Annotated in this window: 16 protein-coding genes and 1 pseudogene; 12 read left to right on the plus strand and 5 right to left on the minus strand. The window is 46.6% G+C overall.

The genetic code is table 11. The annotated features are described in order from the left end of the window. The first annotated feature begins 146 nt into the window (after positions 1–146). The 11 genes from FHS57_RS13610 to FHS57_RS13665 all read left to right on the plus strand — a co-directional run bounded on the left by FHS57_RS13610 (position 147) and on the right by FHS57_RS13665 (position 14,703). Positions 147–3,152 (plus strand): serine hydrolase domain-containing protein, encoded by a 3,006-nt coding sequence (locus FHS57_RS13610; RefSeq protein ID WP_229601342.1) that lies wholly within the window; start codon positions 147–149, stop codon positions 3,150–3,152. Positions 3,153–3,234: 82 nt separating this feature from the next. Continuing rightward, on the plus strand, positions 3,235–8,100 hold the full coding sequence (locus tag FHS57_RS13615; RefSeq protein WP_183974476.1) for a PKD-like domain-containing protein: 4,866 nt from the start codon (positions 3,235–3,237) through the stop codon (positions 8,098–8,100). Positions 8,101–8,182: 82 nt separating this feature from the next. Continuing rightward, positions 8,183–9,922, plus strand: coding sequence for a 3-keto-alpha-glucoside-1,2-lyase-like domain-containing protein (locus tag FHS57_RS13620; protein WP_183974477.1), 1,740 nt, complete (start codon positions 8,183–8,185; stop codon positions 9,920–9,922). An 81-nt stretch (positions 9,923–10,003) separates the two neighbouring features. Then, positions 10,004–10,465: a thioredoxin family protein gene (locus FHS57_RS13625; protein ID WP_028525936.1), complete on the plus strand. Its 462-nt coding sequence runs from the start codon at positions 10,004–10,006 to the stop codon at positions 10,463–10,465. A 70-nt stretch (positions 10,466–10,535) separates the two neighbouring features. Beyond that, positions 10,536–11,516: an HNH endonuclease gene (locus FHS57_RS13630; protein ID WP_183974480.1), complete on the plus strand. Its 981-nt coding sequence runs from the start codon at positions 10,536–10,538 to the stop codon at positions 11,514–11,516. Between the two features lie 225 nt (positions 11,517–11,741). Further along, complete coding sequence (locus FHS57_RS13635) at positions 11,742–11,957, plus strand: hypothetical protein (RefSeq protein ID WP_122933484.1); 216 nt, start codon at positions 11,742–11,744, stop codon at positions 11,955–11,957. Next, positions 11,947–12,282 (plus strand): type II toxin-antitoxin system RelE/ParE family toxin, encoded by a 336-nt coding sequence (locus tag FHS57_RS13640; protein ID WP_122933483.1) that lies wholly within the window; start codon positions 11,947–11,949, stop codon positions 12,280–12,282. Before FHS57_RS13635 ends, FHS57_RS13640 begins: the two co-directional genes overlap by 11 nt. Positions 12,283–12,564: 282 nt before the next feature. Then, entirely contained in the window at positions 12,565–12,867 is a 303-nt protein-coding gene (locus FHS57_RS13650) for a helix-turn-helix domain-containing protein (protein ID WP_183974484.1), read from the plus strand. Between the two features lie 573 nt (positions 12,868–13,440). Further along, complete coding sequence (locus tag FHS57_RS13655; protein WP_229601343.1) at positions 13,441–13,647, plus strand: DUF8507 family protein; 207 nt, start codon at positions 13,441–13,443, stop codon at positions 13,645–13,647. After that, positions 13,616–14,035 (plus strand): putative toxin-antitoxin system toxin component, PIN family, encoded by a 420-nt coding sequence (locus tag FHS57_RS13660; protein ID WP_183974488.1) that lies wholly within the window; start codon positions 13,616–13,618, stop codon positions 14,033–14,035. Before FHS57_RS13655 ends, FHS57_RS13660 begins: the two co-directional genes overlap by 32 nt. A gap of 341 nt (positions 14,036–14,376) precedes the next feature. Then, positions 14,377–14,703: a helix-turn-helix domain-containing protein gene (locus tag FHS57_RS13665; RefSeq protein WP_310586992.1), complete on the plus strand. Its 327-nt coding sequence runs from the start codon at positions 14,377–14,379 to the stop codon at positions 14,701–14,703. Here FHS57_RS13665 and FHS57_RS32175 read toward each other — a convergent pair. From FHS57_RS32175 to FHS57_RS13690, 5 genes and pseudogenes are all read right to left on the minus strand, one after another. Beyond that, positions 14,679–14,813, minus strand: a pseudogene (locus tag FHS57_RS32175) (IscS subfamily cysteine desulfurase); the annotation flags it as partial. The gene FHS57_RS13665 and the pseudogene FHS57_RS32175 sit on opposite strands and share 25 nt — an antisense overlap. A 44-nt stretch (positions 14,814–14,857) precedes the next feature. Beyond that, the gene (locus FHS57_RS13675) at positions 14,858–16,624 is read right to left on the minus strand and encodes a T9SS type B sorting domain-containing protein (RefSeq protein ID WP_183974490.1); all 1,767 of its coding nucleotides are present in this window, start codon (positions 16,622–16,624) and stop codon (positions 14,858–14,860) included. Positions 16,625–16,693: 69 nt separating this feature from the next. Then, positions 16,694–17,023 carry a DMT family protein gene (locus FHS57_RS13680; RefSeq protein ID WP_028525931.1) on the minus strand — a complete coding sequence of 110 codons (330 nt, stop codon included), beginning with the start codon at positions 17,021–17,023 and terminating at the stop codon, positions 16,694–16,696. Positions 17,024–17,132: 109 nt separating this feature from the next. After that, the gene (gene nagB, locus FHS57_RS13685; protein ID WP_374758000.1) at positions 17,133–19,073 is read right to left on the minus strand and encodes a glucosamine-6-phosphate deaminase; all 1,941 of its coding nucleotides are present in this window, start codon (positions 19,071–19,073) and stop codon (positions 17,133–17,135) included. A gap of 99 nt (positions 19,074–19,172) precedes the next feature. Continuing rightward, complete coding sequence (locus tag FHS57_RS13690; RefSeq protein ID WP_183974492.1) at positions 19,173–19,922, minus strand: copper homeostasis protein CutC; 750 nt, start codon at positions 19,920–19,922, stop codon at positions 19,173–19,175. A 138-nt stretch (positions 19,923–20,060) separates the two neighbouring features. Between FHS57_RS13690 and FHS57_RS13695 the strand changes: the two genes are divergently transcribed. Further along, positions 20,061–21,437, plus strand: a complete 1,377-nt coding sequence (locus FHS57_RS13695; protein ID WP_183974494.1) for a DUF1800 domain-containing protein — start codon at positions 20,061–20,063, stop codon at positions 21,435–21,437. The last annotated feature ends 10 nt before the right edge of the window (positions 21,438–21,447 follow it).

Below are 21,447 nucleotides of genomic sequence, written 5' to 3' on the forward strand. Positions count from 1 at the left end.
TTCACCCTGTTTCAAGAAATGACTCGTTAGTTAAATTTAGTTTATAAATAATAAACAGTTCAGGTTAAATTGTACCAGAATATCGGTTTTGTACAATTTTTGTGGAGAGGTTTTAGTAACTTTGTCGCTATTTTTAAATCAGTGAAATGAAGATTTTTTGGACGAATTCTATTGCAGGAGTTATCATAAGTGTGGGCGTTGCGATGGGGCTGGTGGGCTCTTATCACAAAGAGGCAGATGGAAAGCCTACGCAATGGGCGCTAAAAGAAGACAATGCTCCCTCTAAAGCGGTTTTTGAAGCAAATCGCTGGGCAGATAGTGTCTTTAGCAAAATGACCCTCGAAGAAAAAATCGGGCAGGTTTTTATGATTGCCACTTACTCAGACCGTAATGAAACCTACTATCGGCACGTGGACAACCTCATCAAAAATCATCATATCGGCGGGCTCATTTTTTTTAAAGGAGGCCCTTCGCGGCAAGCAAAACTCGTAAACCGTTATCAGGCGCTTTCAAAAGTACCCTTGATGGTAGGCATCGACGGCGAATGGGGACTGGGAATGCGCCTTGACAGCATCGACGATTTCCCCAAACAAATGACCCTCGGCGCCATTCAGGACAATCAATACATTTATAAAATGGGGCGGATGATTGGGCATCAGTGCCAATTGGCGGGTATCCAAGTCAATTTTGCACCCGTGGCCGACATCAACTCAAACCCTCGGAACCCTGTGATTGGACTACGCTCGTTTGGAGAAGACCGTGACAATGTAACCGCCAAAGCGGCTGCGTATATGAAAGGGCTTCAACACCAACGGGTGATCGCCACTGCCAAACACTTCCCTGGCCATGGCGATACGGGCACCGACTCCCACTTTACCTTACCTGTGCTTTCACACTCGACCGACCACCTGACCCAAACCGACTTATATCCTTTTCAAAAACTGATTGCCGACAGCCTTACGGGAATTATCACGGGGCATTTATACGTCCCCGTTCTTGACAATCGTCCTCACCTTGCCTCTTCTCTTTCCGAAAAAATAGTAACCGATTTGCTCAAAAAACAAATGGGCTTTCAGGGATTGGTCTTCACTGATGCCATGAACATGAAAGGTGTAGTGCGTGGCCGAACGCCCGTTGAAGCTAACATAAAAGCATTGGTAGCAGGAAATGATGTACTACTATATCCCGAAAGCGTGATTGAGTCGGTGCGGCGTATCAAAGAAAGTGTATCGCGAGGGACGATTCCGATGGACGTCATCGACGAAAAAGTACGAAAAATATTACGGGCAAAGTATTGGACAGGCTTGCACCTCACCAAGCCAATTCCTGTTGTCGCTCTCAACGCATCGCTACAGGCCCCCGAAGTAAAAGCCCTCACGCGTGATTTGTGCGAACAAGCCGTCACTTTGGTACGAAACGATAACCAACTCCTGCCACTTTCATCGCTCGATACATGTAGTTTTGCCTCGATTGCCATCGGCGGCGGGGGTATCAATCTGTTCCAACAAACCTTGAGCAAATATGCCCCGTTCAAGCATATTGTGTATGCCGACAAACCTACCACCAACCAAGAGATAGAAGGTTTGGTGGCGCAAGCGGCCAATGCCAACGTGGTGATGGTTAGTTTGCACGATACCCGACGCAATTTTAATCGTCCTTTTACCATTACTCCCGCTACGATTGAACTCCTCAACCGCTTGCAACAAAAAGCCAAGGTGATTGTGAGCATTTTTGCCACCCCTTACGCCTTGAAGCAACTGCCCGCTACGTCTGCAGTAGTATGTGCTTACGAAAACCTCCCTGACCTTGAAGTAGTGGCTGCGGAGCAAATTTTTGGGGCGTTGCCATTCAAAGGCAAATTGCCTGTTTCCATTGAAAACACGTATGAGTTAGGAACGGGTATCATCACCAAGCCACTCAACCGCCTACAAATCGGCTATCCCGAACAAGTCGGTATGAGTGCTGAGGTTTTGAACAAAATCGACACCCTCGTCGAGCGCTCGATTCAGGCGCGCATTTTCCCTGGCTGCGAAGTAGTAGTGGCGCGCAAAGGACGCGTGGTGTTTCAGCGGAGCTACGGCACCTTGACTTACGATAACCTCACCGAAAAAGTCACCAACGAAACCCTCTACGACGTGGCGTCGGTGACCAAGGTAGCCGCAACGCTCCAAGCCGTGATGTACCTACACGAAGAAGGTGTTTTGGACTTAAAACAAAAAGCGGCACACTATTTGCCTGAACTCGTAGGAACAAACAAAGCAGCAATTACCATCGAGGACTTACTACTGCACCGTTCGGGCTTGGTGTCATTTTATCCCAAACTTTGGGAGCGTACCAAAACAGGCGGCGGTGGGCTGATGACCGAGTATTACAGCTCAATTCGAGACAGCGTGTATTCGATGCAAATTGCCCCCAAGCTTTTTGCCAAACCCGCCCTACGCGATTCGGTTTGGAAAGGCATCATCCAGTCACCGATGCGCAAAGAAGTCAATGGGAAGCATTCGTTTGTGTATAGTGATTTGGGAATTTTGGTGCTACAAAAAGTGGTAGAACGAATCACCAATCAGCCGTTAGATGAGTTTTTGAGTCAAAATTTCTACGAACCACTCGGAATGATGACGACGACCTATTTGCCTTTGGGGCGTTTTCCAGAAAGTCAGATTGCACCTACTGAAAACGACTTTTCGTACCGAAATCAGTTGCTTCGGGGCACAGTTCATGACCAAATGGCCGCAGTTTATGGCGGAGTTGCGGGCCATGCGGGTTTGTTCAGCACAGCCTACGACTTAGCCATTTTGATGCAGATGAACCTACAAAAAGGGCACTACGGCGACCGTCGGTATTTTCAAGAAGAAACCCTACCCTTGTTTTCAAAAATGTATGACTCGGCCCATCACCGTGGGTTGGGCTGGGACAAAGCTCCCACCAACGGGGAGAGCAATTTTGTAGCGGCGACTGCTTCCTCCAATTCGTTTGGGCATTCGGGTTTTACGGGCACCATGGTGTGGGTTGACCCTAAAGAAGAACTGGTGTTTGTGATGTTGTCAAACCGCGTGCATCCCAATGCCGAAAACAATGAAATCAACCGAAAACGAATCCGTCGAAGAGTCCACGAAATCGTTTATCAGGCCATTCTCAAAGACGGAAAATAAATCTCATTCTTTGAAAAGTGATGATGTATCAATAAAGAGGTAATTTTAAGCGTTTTTATCAAAATCAATACATTAACGGATTATGTTCAAAAAACTACTTTTTCTAAGCTGCGCCGCTTTGCTGGTTTGTGGGGTAATTTTTGAGAGTGCAGCTCAAAGTATTAGCTCCGTTATAGTCACCAGTACGTCGGGTGTCATCCCTGCGGGTGGCTATTGCGCTGGCCAAGGAGTACGGGTGTCGTTTAGTGCAACAGGCTTTGCAGGAACTCCTACTTTTTCGGTACAGCTATCGGACGCTGCGGGGGTCTTCCCTGCTACTCCCAACGTCATTGGCTCGGGCAACGCTAGCCCAATTTCGGCCAATATCCCCGTGGGTACAAGTGCAGGCTCAGGCTACAAAATACGCGTCACTTCAGGGCTGACTGTTTCGGCAGGTAGTGCGTCATTTACGGTCAACCCCGTTGCCACTGTCAATCCCGTCAGCAATGTAACTGCTTGTAGTGGAGCAGGTGTAAGTGGTATTTCTTTTAGCAGCTCTAGTGCTGGTGCAACGTTCTTTTGGACGAGTTCCACCAACATTGGCTTTGGCACATCTGGTTCGGGAAATATCCCTAACTTTACCGCCGTCAACAATGGAACGTCAAACGTCACTGCCAATGTGACCGTTGTCCCGTCGGTTAATGGCTGCGTAGGACTTGCTTCTAGTTTTGATGTGACCATTCGCCCCGTCGCAACGGTCAACGCCGTGGGAAACGTCAATGTTTGTAATGGCACGGCCAATGCAGCGATTAATTTTAGCAGCCCAACGGCTGGTACTACCTTCACCTGGACCAGTTCGGCAAACGTAGGATTTGGAAACTCAGGTTCGGGTTCTATCCCTGCTTTCACGGCTACCAACCCAGGCACTTCTTCGGTGACTTCGACCGTCACCGTCACGCCCAATCTCAACGGATGCCCAGGCCCAGCGCAGTCATTTAACGTGACCGTCAACCCAACCAATGCCACCGTCAATTCCGTTTCCAATCTTTCTTATTGCGACGATACCTCAGCCCCTTCCATCAACTTTACCAGTTCGTCAGCAGGGGCGACGTTTGAATGGACATCTTCGGCTAACATTGGCTTTGGTACTTCAGGCACGGGGAACATCCCTGCGTTTATTGCCAACAACAATAGCAATGCTGACGTAACCGCAACCATTACAGTTACGCCGCGCGTGGGCGGTTGTGCGGGCAATCCAACGACGTTTTCTGTCACCGTTAAACATAAGCCTACAGCCAACACCCTTTCAAATGTGGTTACTTGCAATGGTACCAGCAACCCTGCCATCGCATTGACAAGCTTCTCGGCGGGTACGACATTTGCATGGACCAGCTCAGTAAACGTCGGTTTTGGCACCTCAGGCACTGGAAATATCCCCGCTTTTACGGCAATCAATGCGGGAGCAGGTATTCAAGTTGCTACCGTTACGGTAACACCTTCGGTGGGAGGATGCACAGGAAACAGTACGTCTTTTAGCGTGACTGTCAATCCTACGACCAGCGTCAATACCGTTGCTAATGCCGCTTTTTGCGGTGGAATTCCAGTAGCAGGAATTAACTTTTCTAGCCCCGTGGCAGGTACTACGTACAGTTGGACAAGCACGGCAAACGTGGGCTTTGGCACGTCAGGAACAGGCAACATCCCTTCTTACACAACCACCAATTCTAGCACTACTCCCGTCGTTGCAACCGTTACGGTTACGCCTAGCATTGGAAACTGTCCAGGGGCATCCAAAACATTTACTGTTACTGTCAATCCTGCCCCAACGGTCAACGCCATTTCCAACGCCGTCTATTGTAATGCGGCTTCGGCTTCAGCCATCACGTTTTCTAGCCCTGTTGCAGGAACGACCTACACTTGGTCAAGTTCAGTAAACATTGGTTTTGGGGTTTCGGGAACGGGCAATATTCCTGCTTATACCGCTACCAACGCTACCTCAAACCCCGTTATCAGTACCATCACTGTCACCCCAAGTACAGGAACATGTACTGGCCCAGCGTCAACTTTTACCATCACTGTCAACCCTACGCCCGTTGTTGGTACAGTTGCGAATGCCGTTTATTGTGGCAATGCAAGTGCCAGTGCGATTTCATTTACCAGTTCCACATCGGGAACTACGTACGCTTGGTCAAGTAGCTCCAACGTAGGTTTCGGGACGGCGGGCACGGGAAATATTGCGGCTTTTACAACGTTGGATAGCGCCTCTGTCGTTTTGGGCACCATCACCGTTACGCCTACAGCCAATACCTGCGTAGGAGCCTCTAAAACATTTACCATTACCGTAAACCCGTCGCCTAAAGTGACGACCGTAAACAATGTGGCCTACTGTAACACTGCCCCAGGCGCCGCCATTGCTTTTACGAGTCCTACTTCGGGAAGTACCTACACGTGGACATCATCGGCCAATGTTGGTTTTGGAACGTCGGGTTCGGGAAACATTGCCGCTTTTACGGTAGCCAATGCGGGCGTAGCACCTATCATTTCGACCGTGAGTGTTACGGCAAAAACCGCTACCTGTACGGGCCCAGTAAAAACTTTCACCGTCACTGCCAACCCAACACCAGTTGTCACGACACTTAGTAATTTGACCTATTGCGGTGCAATAACAGCCCCCGCTATTTCTTTTACAAGCCTTACCTCAGGCACTACCTACGCCTGGACAAGCACGGCTAACGTAGGTTTTGGAACAACAGGCACGGGCGCTATCACAAGTTATACAGTAGCAAACCCTATCGCTGCTGCCACAACGGCTACGGTAAGCGTCATCCCAACCGCCAATACCTGCGAAGGAACGGCCAAGACGTTTATCATTACAGTAAACCCAAGCCCAGTTGTTAGTAACATTGCTGATATTACCCTTTGTGCGGGAGAAAAAGGAAACGCTATCTCGTTTACAAGCGCCACTCCAAGTACAACATTTGCTTGGTCAACTCCTACCAACGTTGGTTTTGGCGTGGCAGGAACGGGCAATATCGCCGCTGGATTTAGTGCTTTAAATAACTCGCAGAATGTGGTTTCAACCACCATTAGTGTTGTTCCTGCAACATCACTTTGTACTGGAAAAACAACCACTTTCGCTTTCGTTGTCAACCCAACTCCTGCCAATCCCACCGCTGCGTCACCAGTTGTGTATTGTGCAACCGCCAACGCCACTGCTTTGGTCGCGAATGGCAGCAACATCAAATGGTACACCGAAGCATCGGGTGGCAGTGGAAGCGGCGTAGCCCCTACCCCATCGACCAACAACTCAACCGATAACTCCATCACAACAAGCTATTACGTTACGCAGACCAATCAATATACCTGCGAAAGCCAGCGTAGCCAAGTCCAAGTAGTCGTAAAGCCTCTTCCTACTATTGCACAAGTGGCAAAGCAAGAATACCTTCTTTGTCAGTTTGACCCAGCCATTCAGTTGGATGCTAAAGTGCAAGGAACGGGCGAGTCGTTGCTTTGGATTTATCCTAACAGCAGCGAAACGGGGGTTATTCCTACCATTACGACCGACACGGGCTTTGAAGGAACGTATTCTGTGCTACAACTACGCGATGGCTGTCGAGGCCCTCGTACCGACATTCGGGTAAACGTACGCACGACGCCATTGCCAGCGGTGAGTCAAGTACCGATTGTAACTTGCCAAAACGCAACACCTCAGGCATTGTCTGCCACAGGAACAGCCTTAAAATGGTACAATACCAACAAAACAGGCGGCACGCCTCAAAGCACCCCCAATATTCCACCGACACAAACGCCAGGTACTTACAATTTTTATGTGACCCAAACAGGCACCAACGGTTGTGAGAGTCCACGTGCCGAAATTGTAGTGGTCATTCAGCCACTCCCAAGTGCCACCATTAGCGGCGAAGGCACCATCACCCAAGGCCAGTCGGCACCGTTGTCGATTGCATTTACGGGCCAAGGCCCTTGGACTTACACATTGTCCAACGGATTAACCTTTACGTCGTCTCAAAACCCAACAAACATCACCGTGAGCCCGTTGGAATCTACCATTTTTACGGTAACAAAAATCACCAACAATTGCGGTGAAGGTAGTCCAGCAGGAAGTGCTACTATCAATGTACGGGTAGCTACCATCGACGTTGGTAATCCAAGCGCCACCACCGTTTGTGCGGGTCAAACGTTCGCTATACCGTATTTTTCATCGGATTTCTTCCCGTCAAATACCCAATTCCGCGTCCAAATCTCGAAGACAAACGACGACGCAAGCTTCCAAACGATTTCGACGGAAGGCTCTAGCACACCGCTCACCGCCACAGTACCTGCCACTGCTACCGCTGGGACATACTTTGTACGGGTGATTGGAGTTGCCTCTAACTTTACGGTAAAAGGAAAAGTAAGCCCTGTTCAAATTGTAGTGCGAGAATTGCCAACGGCGACCATCTCGGGACCATCGAACATTTACGAAAATGAAAGCGCCAAACTTTCGATTGCCTTCACGGGTGAAAATCCTTGGCGCGTGACATACCGCGACAGCTTGGCTCAGAAAGACACCACGTTTTCAACCACTGTGTCGCCTTTTGAGTTTACCGTACGTCCTGCCAAAACAAACCTTTATCGCATCGTTTCTATTAGCAACGGTTGCGGAAACGGCCCAGCGACCTCACGCCTTACCTTGACGGTCAACCCGTTGTTGTCGGTCAATCCAAACCAATCAAACGATTGGTTGAGCGTCTATCCTGTGCCAGTTCAAACGCGTTGTACCATCGAAATCCAAGGAGGTGCACCTGCGTCGATTACCGTCACCGATGGCTACGGGCGCGTTTTGTTACGTCAACAAACCGCCACCAGCAGAGACGAAGTTGACTTTACGACGCTTACCCCAGGGGTTTATTTCCTAAATGCAGAACAAAATGGGCGCATAGCGCGACGAAAAATCGTAAAAGTGCAGTAGAATTTAAGTACTTCGGAGTTTGTTTGTCGAAACAAACGTACCTTTGCAAAAGGTAAACAAGTAAGCCGAAGCACTTTTGACTATGAAAATACGCATTGCATATCAAGCCGGCTGTCTTCTTTTGGCAGTCGGTTTTGCTTTTTCAGTACATGCCCAAAAAAATGGCATGACCCAGCTCCCCACCCACGAAGGAGGAGCGTTCCAACTAACAGGAAGCTGGAAGTCGGCACAGGCGGTGACGATGCACCCCGACAAAAAAGATTTTGTAAAAACAACCGCTCTTGCTGACAAAGCGACGGGGATTTTGGTCGGCAGTTCTTCGGCCAAAGCCACCACCGAATTAGGCACAGGAGATGTGGTTCTACAACTTGATTTTATGTTGTCACCCGCAGGAAGTGCCGTCGTGAAACTTCCAGGTGGCTATGACATCCAGCTGAGCGATAGTTGGAAAAATGCCAAACTGGATGGTAGCGCAAGTGGGTCGATAGCAGGACTAATGCCGCTTCAAAATGCCAGTAAAGCGCCTGGACTTTGGCAACAATTATTGGTTCAATTTAAACGACCGACCAAAACGTCGGCAGCCCAAATAGAAAAACTAACCCTCAACGGGTCAGTGATTCAAGAAAATACTTTTTTGAGTGCAGCCCCTTCTGCCCAATCTAGCATTGCGTTAGAAGTAACCTCTGGCAATGTGGCGTTTAAAAATGTGTACTATCAATTGTTGAACGATACACACCCGTTGACCCTAAAAAACCTCACTTACACCCTTTACAAAGCAGGAAACGACCGCCCAAAGGCATTGTTAAGTGAAAATATTCTCAAAAAAGACACAACCTCTATCCTGACCAGAGAATGGGGGATGGGCAACAATAGCTTTTATTTGGTTTATGAAGGAAACATGGACGTAGCCCAAGAAGGCGACTACCTGATTCAGCTTGTCTATATGTCGAATGCGTCGTTGGCGATAGATGGAAAACAAGTACTTCCTTACCAATGGAATGATTTTCAGCAAAACTACGTCCCCGCAACCGTACATTTGACCAAAGGTTCGCATCCGTTCCGCTTAGATTTCCACAAATTCACCTGGCGGCGCCCTGCGCTTGGCATGATGGTTTCGACCCAAGGCGTCCGTCCATACCCACTTCACGTATTGTCGTCGGTGCCCGAACCACAGCCCATACCAACCATCGAAGTAACCACAACGGGAGGCAAGGCTGAGTTGGTACGTTCGTTTATCCAACGCCAAGGCGAAAAAAACAAACGCACCCACTGCCTTTCGGTAGGCACGCCCGAAGGTGTACATTATACGTTAGACCTCAATTGGGGTTCTTTGTTGCAGTTCTGGAAAGGGCCTTTTGCCAACGTGACCGAAATGTGGTACGAACGCGGCGAACCGCAAATTTTATCCCCAATGGGCACCACAACAACGACCAAAGGACAGGTAGATTGGGCCGTGCTGACCGATATGAATGCGGCTTGGCCCGACTCTCTCTCGCAGCTCACCTACAAAGGATACCGCTTATCGCCCGACGGTGTCCCAACCACCACTTATCGCCTCAACAATGCCGATATTACCGACGAAATTACACCCGATAATGGCGGTTTAACGCGTACTATCAACGGAAATCTCCCCAACGGCTACGTACGATTGGTGAGTGGCAATAGCATTTCACAGCTCGAAAAAGGACTTTATGAAGTAAACGGACAAAGTTATTTTGTACGAATCGACCCTAAGAGTAAGCCCGTGGTTCGCAATGTGGGTGGACAACAAGAATTGCTTTTACCGCTCAACGGTACCGTGCGTTATTCATTGATTTGGTAAGTTTTATGGGTTGACCAAACCATTTTGCACGAAATTTGCGTTTTATGCTCAAACGAATTGACAATCTAATTATCTAAACCGATGCAACGTTTCATTTTTGTTCTCGCCATCGCGGCTGTTTTGTTTACAGGCATGGCAGCGACCACTCCATCTGCGCCTGCACCTTCTACCACTGCCCCTAAGGCAGATGGTATTCAATTTGTGGATTTGCCTTGGGCCAAAGTGCTCGAAAAGGCTAAAAAAGAGAAGAAAATCATCTTTTTTGATGCCTATGCAAGCTGGTGTGGTCCTTGTAAAATGATGCAAAAAAATGTGTTTACGCGCAAAGACGTCGGCGATTATTTCAACGCGACGTTCATCAATGTGAAAAAAGACATGGAAATAGGCGAAGGGCCACAATTGGCCAACCGCTACCCCATCGAAGGCTATCCTACCCTTTTCTTTGTGGATGGCAACGGCAAATTAGTTACCACGCACTTAGGCGCCATCATGGACGGCCCTGAGCTTATTAAATTTGCCAAAGCAGTAACTGGCAAAAAATAATTTGAGGCTCAGCCCCACAAAAAAAGCCGTGAGTTTCACGGCTTTTTTTGTGGGTAATTAGGGTAAAATCATGGATAATCAGCACCTAAATTATTTCATAAATGCTTTGGAGCACCTCCATCGTGACTCAAAAAAAGGAGGAGCACCACACAAGCCCATTTTACTTCTTGCCATCATCCACGAATATGAATCAGGGCGAATCACGGATAATCGTATTTTGATTACTCCTGAGTTAACACACTCTTTTTCAGTATTCTGGAATCAGCTTGTAACAACAGAACATGACCAACGTTTTGCTTTACCTTTTTATCATTTGACGGGAGAAAAAGGCAAATGGTGGCAACTCGTACCAAATGCAGGCTGTGAAATTTGGATTGAAAATGCAGGTTCAATGCGAAGTTTTGGCAATTTGAGCGCGGCTGTCGCGTATGCTGAAATAGACCCAAGGCTGGCTGCTTTGCTACTGAATCCAGAAAGTCGTTCCATTTTGAAACAGACAATTCTAAGAACGTACTTCTCTAATCAACATCCTCAAAGTATTGACAATCAACAAGATAATTACTTTAACGATTTGCGAAATGAAGTTTACGAGCCATCGTTTTCTTACAAAACCAAGTTATTGAACCTTAAAAAACAGCTTGATGCCGAAACTTACCAAGTAGAAGTGTATAACCGAGGCACAATTTTTAGGCGAGAAGTGGTGAAAATTTACAACGAATCATGCTGTTTATCAGGGCTTCGGGTTTCGGCTTTATTTACGATTACAATGGTAGATGCTTGTCACATTGTACCATTTGCCAAAAGTTTTGACAACAGCCTGAGCAATGGAATTGCGCTTTCCCCCAACCTTCACCGCGCTTTTGACCGAGGCTTGATTTCAATCAATGATAGCTATGAAGTGATACTTTCCCCATCCTTTAAGGAAAACACTCAGAGCGAGTACAGTTTTTCAAAAATGGAGGGTAAGACAATCGTACTGCCCAATGACAAGGATTTTTGGCCGTCGTTGGCTAATTTTGAATGGCATCGAAAAAATGTGTTTAAGAAATGAGGTGTGGATAATCGCTCTTTTGCTACTAAGATTACGCCCCGCTGGGGCTGTTGGATGATTGGCTTGCACTGAGTCTCAAACCTCTGAAAGATGCGTTTTTAACGCGTGGCTTCTTTCCCACAAAATTTCAGACGCTTACATCGTGACAAAAGGGTAGGTTTGGTGAAAGAATCGGCTTTTTGTATCTTCGTCATATAAACTAATTATTCTTATAACGTCTGAGCCATGAACTTACAGTACCTATCAGACCACACGGGGCATATTACAGGGGTATTTATTCCGATTGAAGAGTGGGAAAGCATCCGCAAAAAGTTGGATTTGCCCGATACATCAAAGCAACTACACCGCGAAGAACTGCTTGAAGCATTTGAAGAGGTCAAACTAATACGTGAGGGAAAACTACCCAAGCCAAGTCTAACCGATTTTTTAAATGAGCTTTGATATAATACCTATTTCCCCTTTTCAAAGGCAAGCTAAAAGGCTCATTAAAAAATTCCCTTCACTGAAAGGCGAGCTTTTGAGCCTCATTGAAAGTCTTAAAGACCAGCCCTTTCAGGGAACCTCACTGGGTGATGGTTGCTATAAAATACGACTCTCAATAGGCAGCAAAAACAAAGGAAAATCAGGTGGGGCAAGGGTTATCACTTGCGTGTATGTTAATGATAATGAACTTTATTTACTTTCTATTTATGATAAATCAGAACGTTCAAGCCTCAATGATAAAGAATTGAAAGAACTAATCCGAATAGTACAGGAACTTAAATGACTCATCTAATTTCTAATTCAGAAGAAGTCAGACGCTTACAGCGTGACAAATTAACGTCCCTTATACCCACCCCTACGGGGCTCCATGGGTGGGGAAATTACCTTTTTTCTACCGCACGGGCGGCCCCGCAAGATTTTGCCCCGCTGGGGCTGCCCACGCTGGTTTGTGTTTGGCTAAAAGCCTTTATCTCTAACCTCTGGAAGATGCGTTTTTAACGTCTGGCACTTTCCCAAAAACGATTTCAGACCTTGAAGCGTGACAAAAGATAAAAAGCCTATTTCGATGACAAACAACTCTAACATCACCTCTTTAGAAGACATTTTAGACCTCAAATACGGCCCTCGTGGTACTGAGGCACGAGAAAACTGGGAACAACGCTATGAAGCTTTCAAGATTGGGGTATTAATAGAAGAAGCCCGTAAAAGCAAAAATATGACCCAAGCTGAGTTGGCCGCTAAAATAGGGTCTAACAAATCTTACATTTCACGTATTGAGAATGATGCTTCTGATATTCGCCTTTCTACGCTTTTTCGTATCATACATGAGGGACTTGGAGCTCATTTAAAATTAAAAGTGGAGTTTTGATATTTATGAACTTTGCGTTTGTAACGCCTAGCGCTTTCTCTCAACGATTCCAGACGCTTCCAGCGTGACAAACTAATGCGCCTTATACCACCCCTACGGGGTTTCATGGGTGGGGAGAATTACCTTTTTTCTACCGCACGGGCGGCCCCGCAAGATTTCGCCCCGCTGGTTTGTGTTTAGCTAAAACCTCTGTCTCCAACCTCTGAAAGATGCGTTTTAACGCATGACTCCTTTCTCGCAATGATTTAGACGCTTACAGCGTGACAAATTAACGTCCGTTATACCCACCACTACAGGGCTTCATGGGTGGGAAAATTACCTTTTTTCTACCGCACGGGCGGCCCCGCAAGATTACGCCCCGCTGGGGCTGTTGGATGATTGGCTTGCTTGAGCCCGAACGCATCCGAAACAAACCTCCAAAAAGTGTGTCTGTAACGCATGACTCCTTTCACGCAATGAATTCAGACGCTTGTAGCGTGACAAAAGGGGGATAATTAGGATAATTTGAGGTTACGCTGTATTTTCGTCTAAAATAAATCACTAATTCTTATGGCGGCTAATCAAACAAAACCCATGAGCAACTTACAAGCGGAGTTGCTCAAACTATACGCCAATAACCTAAGCGATGAGCAATTGTTGGAAATAAAAGGGATGCTTAGCAACTACTTTGCCCAAAAAGCTACCGAGGCCATGGATGAAGTATGGGAAGCACAAGGTTTGACCGAACAAGACATGACTGACTGGACAAATGAGCACAACCGCCTTAAAGGTAGTCATTGATACCAATATCTTCATTGCTATCATCGGCAAGAAATCCCAGTTTCGTTGGATTTTTGATGCCATTATTGCAGGCGATTTAATACTCTGTGTTTCAAATGATATTTTGTTGGAGTACCGTGAAATTTTAGAGCAAAAAGCAAGCGTTTTTGTTGCTGAAAACGTGCTCAATTTTTTGATGGTTCATCCATTCGTTGAAAAATACGAAATCTACTATGATTTGAAACTCATTGCTAATGACCCTGATGATAACAAGTATTGCGATTGTGCTTTTGCCGCTGGTGCACTTTTAGTGACTAACGATGGTCATTTTAACGTTTTACCAGACATAAGTTTTCCACAAATAGCTCTCATGTCGCTTGCTCAATTCAGTGATTTTTATCAGGGATAACGAAAGATGAATTTAATATACACTACCTACTAAATTCACAAAGCTGGTTTGCTTTTAAAACGCGAACCTCTGAAAGATGCGTTTTTAACGCATGACTCCTTTCTCGCAATGATTTAGACGCTTACAGCGTGACAAATTAACGTCCGTTATACCCACCCCTACGGGGCTTCATGGGTAGGGAAATTACCTTTTTTCTACCGCACGGGCGGCCTCGCAAGATTACGCCCCGCTGGGGCTGCCCACGCTGGTTTGTGTTTGGCTAAAAGACTTTATCTCTAACCTCTGGAAGATGCGTTTTTAACGTCTGGCACTTTCCCAAAAACGATTTCAGACCTTGAAACGTGACAAAAGATAAAAAGCCTATTTCGATGACAAACAATCCTAACATTACCTCTTTAGAAGATATTTTAGACCTCAAATACGGCCCTTTTGGTACTGAGGCACGAGAAAACTGGGAACAACGCTATGAAGCTTTCAAGATTGGGGTATTAATAGAAGAAGCCCGTAAAAGCAAAAATATGACCCAAGCTGAGTTGGTCGCTAAGATAGGGACTAACAAATCTTACATTTCACGTATTGAGAATGATGCTTCTGATATTCGCCTTTCTACGCTTTTTCGTATCATACATGAGGGACTTGGAGCTCATTTAAAATTAAAACTAGCCTGATTAAACCGCCCCAAACTAAATCGAATACACGAAAACGCCTCGGTTTCGGTCATCCCTAAGGCCATCAATACGTGCGAAGGTTCAATCGACGCCGAAGTACAAGCTGACCCGATTGTTTCCAAGACACGTGGGTCGATTCAAGTAGTAGCGTTTCTTACTTCATCAACATCACAACACCCGTAAAAGTGTAGGGATTCAGTTCGGGGTCGGTAAACTCAATCGTGATTCGGTAAGGAAACGTACCTACGCCTAGCAACTGCCCCAAGTACTTCCCATCCCACCCATACGCAGGCTGAGAAATGGGAACATTGGCTTGATGAAATATAACTTCCCCCCAACGACTATAAATCGTCATTTCTTTGATTTGTTTGACGCAATCGCCCGCTTGCAAAAAAAACACGTCGTTTTGTTGGTCATCGTTGGGTGAAAAAACATCTGGCGTATAAACCCCACACTGAATAATTTTGACGCGTGCCTCGGCTACCTTCTGGCAAGTTTTATCCGCATTCGTGACCGTCAATTTGTATTTTGTGGTCATTTCTGGATAAGCCCACGTTACGGCACAAGTGGCACACGACAGCCCTCGTTCGGGTTCCCAGCGGTACGTGTAATTGGCATTGGCAAAGGTCGAAACCAGCGTCGCGCGTAGCTGTGCGCTATCTCCTTCCGCAACTGCTACTTCGGTGGGTTGTACCGAAAGTTCTATTTTGTCCACCACCAACGTCGTCGTAACAATGCTGTCGCAAAGCGAAGGGCGCGAGATGGTGGTGGTATATGTTCCTGCCGTTGTGTATGCAACTGTACCAACGGTCAGCGTTTGGCCTTCACAAATCGTTACTTTTTGAGAATGGCGGGCCAAGGGTTTGACCGTAAGATTGAGCGTGACTGTGCTATCGCAACTTTCCCCACGGTCGATTTTTGTAACGTACTTTCCTGATGTTCGGTAAGCCGTGGTTCCTACGGTGAAGCTTTCTCCTTCACAAATGGTTTTGGTAATGGTTGTATCCGCTTTTTGGTATTTGACGGTATAATCCAACTGCAACTCACAAGACTCATCCAAGCTCGACGGCGCTACTACTTTTACAAAATACTTATCCCCTATTTTGGGTTTTATTCTAATGCTTGTGGTCGTTTCTCCCGTATTCCATTTGTAGGAAGCAAAACCATCGGGAGCGACCAAAGTCAAATAACCACTAGCATCTGGGCAAATTGAACTAGACTTAATTTCGGCCTTCAAACACTGCGCATCAAAATACGCATAGCCGTAGTGCCCTCGTTGTGTACACCCGTGGGCTGTTACCTCAACCGTCAGTTGCCGCCCTATGTAGTTACGAAGGTCAATCGCGCCCGTTGTCCAAGGTCGGTATTCTACCGTGGTGCTCTGCGCTTTAAATCCCGCAACTACCCCTGCTCTAGTTAGCTGCACATCGTAATAACTACACCCAATCGGCGTTTTATTTTCATCATAAATCAGTAAACTAAAGCCAGGTTTTTGGTGGGACTGATGGGTATCATTTTGGTCTTTGTTGAGTACAACGGCAAATTTGTACTGGAAGAGGGTGTTATCGGGCGAAACAATGAACGTGGTTTTAATTCGGTCAAATTTCGACCCACGGTTAGCGGTTCCGTTACCAATACGAATCGAATACTGGCTTCCTGGCGCCACCATCGGCAACGCTTCACGTGTGACGTTGGGGTCATTGCCATCGCTTCGTTTGGTAATCAGGTGGCCATTGTCGTACGTACCCGCGACTTCATTTAGATAAATAAGCTGAACTCCCGCAAGGCCAATGCTTCCGTTGGTCAACGTCCAGCCTTGGGTTGTTCCTGTTTCAAAACCGATGTTTCCACAATCTACCTGAGCGTAACTCCACAACCAACTCCCCCACCAAAACCCTAATATCCATAGAATTTTCCTCATTGCCGTCGTTTTTTGAGTGCCTTAATCACCTATACGCACATCCCAAAACGACTGTTGCACGTGAAGGCATTACCACTTCTTAAAGATAAAGAATACCGCAAGTATAATCAAGGCAAAACCCACAAGATAATTCCAGCGCAGTTCTTCTTTGAGGTAAAAAACGGCGAATCCAACAAAGACTGCCAAACTGACAACTTCTTGGATGGTTTTGAGCTCAAAGGCATTGAATTCGTACGAGCCTATTCGGTTGGCGGGAACGGCGATACAATACTCAAAAAATGCAATTAACCAGCTAATAACGATCACCTTCCACAAGTCGGTATCTTTGTATTTGAGGTGCCAATACCAAGCCGTTGTCATAAAAACATTGGAAAGAAGTAGCAAAATAACAGTGCGCATATACGTGATGTTTAAAAACACAAAGATAGAATTTTACACAAAAAAGCATCGGCCAGTTATTCACCGACCGATGCTTAAAAATTATTGATTTGGAAACCTATATGCTAGTTTAGAAATGCCAACGAACAAAGGCTTCCATCGCCTCATATTCGGCCAAGCCAAGTTGGTCGTAGAGTTTGGCGGTTCCGCTGTTGCGTTCTTCGGCACGTTGCCAAAACTCGCGCGAATCTTCTCCTTGAAACACCACCCCGTCTTTTTGTGATTGGTGTTTAAAGATACCCATCCGCTTTTTCACCACTTGGTCGGGGCTCATTGGCACCGCCATTTCGATTTCGTGAATATCCCACTCCGCCCAAGCGCCACGGTACAACCACACCCAGCAATCTTTCATGAAGTTTTTGTGTTTCAATTGTCCCAACGCCGCTTCAATGGCATCCCAGCACACTTTGTGGGTTCCGTGAGGGTCGGCAAAGTCGCCCGCTGCGTAGATTTGGTGTGGTTTGATTTCCTCAATCAAATCGGCAATGATTTTAACATCCTCTGGGCCAATTGGCTTTTTCTGTACCGTACCTGTTTCGTAGAACGGCATGTCGAGGAAATGAAAATGCTCCGTTCCGACAAAACGGCACGTTGCTTTTGCTTCTCCGCGACGAATGATGCCTTTCACGTAACGTACTTCTGGCGTATCTATTTCGCTGTCTTTTTTCGTTTTCAAAAACGCTTTTGCGTCATCAAAAATCTTCATCGCTGCGGGGCTTTCGATACCGAATTTCTGGTTGTAATCCACCACAAAGTCGATAAAGCGGAACGCCTCGTCGTCGGCCACGGCAATGTTCCCTGACGTTTGGTACGCAACGTGCACTTCGTGTCCTTGATCCACCAAGCGCTGGAACGTCCCTCCCATCGAGATGATGTCATCGTCGGGGTGCGGGCTGAAAAGAATCACACGTTTTTTGGCAGGATGCGCGCGCTCAGGACGGTGCGTATCATCGGCGTTTGGTTTACCTCCAGGCCATCCTGTGATGGTATGTTGTAACTGATTGAAAACGTTGATATTAATATCGTATGCCGAACCGTGGGCAGCCAACATATCACTCATACCATTGTCATTGTAATCTTTAGTAGTGAGTTTCAAAATTGGTTTTTGAAGAGTCAACGAAAGATGCGTTACCGCTTTCTTAATCATTGAGTTGTCCCATTCAACAGTATCTACCAACCACGGTGATTTCACTCGGGTCAATTCTGAAGCCGCCCGCGTATCTACAAAAAACGCCACGTTAGGGTGTGCTTGCAAGTACGACGCAGGCACAAGTTCGCTCACGGGGCCTTCTACCGACGACTTAATCATGGGTGCTTTGCGCTCACCCCACGCCAACAACACTACCCGTTTGGCATTCATGATGGACGAAACCCCCATCGTAATCGCTTTTTTCGGTACGTGGTGCAGCCCTCCAAACTCCATGGCCGCAGCAGCGCGGGTAGAGTGGTCGAGCGTCATCAAACGAGTACGTGAGTTAATCAACGACCCTGGTTCGTTAAAACCAATGTGGCCGTTTCCTCCAATTCCAAGAAGTTGGAAGTCGATCCCCCCCATTGCGTTCATTTTGTTGTCATAACGCTGGGCAAAATCAGCGATAAGCGCCGAAGGTACCGTTCCGTCGGGAATAAAATAATTTTCCTTTGGAATGTCCACGTGGTCAAACAATTGCTCGCGCATAAAACGCACGTAGCTATGAATCGAATCGGGCTGCATGGGGTAGTACTCATCCAAATTGAACGACACTACGTTTTTGAAACTCAATCCTTCTTCACGGTGCATTTTGATGAGTTCGGCATACACCGTTTTAGGTGACGACCCCGTCGCCAAGCCTAACACACAATTTTTGCCTTCCTTCTGCTTGGCCCGAATCAAATCAGCGATTTCTTGCGCCACGGCGCGCGAAGCATCTTTGGCATCGGCGTAAATCTGAGTCGGAATTTTTTCGTAGGTGATAGCCTGACCTACCATACCGTTTGACAAATTGCTGTCAGCGGCTTGTGCTTGAATCATTAAAGGTTCGGTAATCATGTTTGTCAAAAGAAGGAGTAGTTTACAGCGACAAAGGTATCTATTTGTAAGATAATAAGCGACTTAAATTAATAAAAAAATTTAATAATTGTCTTTTTTATCATTCACAGCTTCTACTACTGACCTGATTTTGAGGGCATCACTGTAAATAATCTCGTACTCGTCGGTGGGCAACACGGAAGCCATGCTCACTCCTTCCTTCTGATAAATCATTTGGCCTTTTCGAGCGGCCTTGCCCGTTAGGTGGAGTGCTTGCACGCCTGTTTGCGCCAATCGCACGGCATTCATAACATTTACTCCACTTCCTGCCATTAAGTCTATTCGTCCTGCGGCTTTTTTGGCTAATTGGGTCAATAACTCCGCGCCGTCCAAAGCCGAATTTTCTTGTCCCGACGTCAAAATGCGCACTGCCCCCGTCCGAATAACCGCCTCTAATGCCTCAAATGGCTCTTGGGCCACGTCAAAAGCACGGTGAAAAGTTACTTGTAAAGGTTTTGCCAATGCGACCAATTCGGCCGTACGTACTTCATCCACTTCGCCCGTTGGTAAAAGCAACCCAAATACGACACCATCTGCCCCCAATTCTTTGGCCAATTCGATGTCTTGTTTCATCACCAAAAACTCTTCGTCATCGTAACAGAAATCCCCTCCTCTGGGACGAATCATGACGTATAGTTGAAGCGTTGTTACTTCTCTGGCTCTTTTTATCAACCCATAACTGGGCGTCGTTCCTCCTTCGTACAACCCGCCACATAACTCTATGCGCGTAGCTCCCGCCTGCTGGGCATTCAAACACGACTCAATCGAAAACGCACAAACTTCTACCTGCATTCTTACTTATTTTTGGTTTGTTTTTTATTAATTCATTGGGCTACTAAAAAAGGCTTACCTCCTTGATTAAACCTTTTTTATATACCTTTGTCTAACTTAAAATGCTACCAGCAAAGTACCCTCTAATCACTATCTACTATGCCAGTGTGGGATGTTTCTAACGCCAAACACCTGCTGTCTCGCTGCCTGTTTGGTTATTCTCGCAAAGACCTCGACAAAGCGTTATCATATACAACGCTCAACGACTTTGTTGAGAAGGAATTATTGGCCGACCGACCGCTTCCTTCATCTCCAGGAGACTGGGTAACGGAAACGCCTGTCAATAACTCGCTCGAAGGCGACCGCTACCGCGCCATGACGTACTGGTGGTACGACCTCATGCTATCTGAAGGCACAAATATGCGAGAAAAAATGACACTTTTCTGGCATAATCACTTCGTTTCGGCGCGAGACAAAGTCAACTACCCGCAGCATTTGTACATTCAAAACAACTTATTTCGGCGTTCGGCTTGGGGCAATTTTAGGCAATTAACCAAAGACGTTTCCATCGACCCTGCCATGTTGATTTATTTGGATGGTCGCTTGAGCAATGGCAGCACTCCCAACGAAAACTACGCCCGCGAAATCATGGAGCTGTTTACGCTTGGCGTTGGGAATTATACCGAAAACGACATCAAACAAGCTGCGCTTGCTTTTACGGGTTGGCAAGTAAACGGGCTCAATGCCGTATTTACCCAAAACCGTTTTGCCAATACCAATAAAACAATTTTTGGAAAAACGGGCAACTACAAACACGGCGATGTGGTGGACTTGATTCTCGAAAAACCCGAAGCGGCCGAGTTCGTTTGTCGCAAGTTGTTCAAAGAATTTGTGTTTTATAAACCCAACGAGGCTTTTGTTAAACAAATGGCGGAAGTGTTTCGTAAAAACAATTACGAAATACGCCCCGTATTAAAGTTCATGCTCACTTCCGACGAGTTTTTTAATCCTCAATACCGAGGTGCCAAAATTAAAAACCCCATGGAAGTCACCATTGGCACACTCAAAGCCTTTGACTTGACCAGTGAGCAAGTGAATACGACCAACGATTGGCCTTACATCTATACGCAAACGCAAGCACTTCAACAGCAACTTTTTTACCCCCCAGATGTACAAGGATGGGTGGGACAGCGCGACTGGATTAGCTCAACCACTTTTGTCACCCGAGGCAGCCTTTCTGATTATATCGTCAACACCATGGGGAATGCCAAAGCTACCCAATTTAAACAAATTAATACGCCTGTTTCCTACGCCCGTACGTTCAAAACGTCGGAAGATGCAACCAAATTGGTGGATGATATAGTAGGGCTCTTTTTGCAGTTTCCCATAAGTGCGGCAAAAAAACAGTCGCTGCTCTCGACCCTACTGGGCAGTACGATTCTCGCCAACTGGTCCACTAGCACCCCTGGCGCCGAAAACCAAATCAAAGCGTTGCTCAAGGCGATTATGCGCTTGCCAGAATTTCAATTTGCGTAACCCCTTCAAT

This window comes from Runella defluvii (genome assembly GCF_014195535.1).
Taxonomy (GTDB): Bacteria; Bacteroidota; Bacteroidia; order Cytophagales; family Spirosomataceae; genus Runella; species Runella defluvii.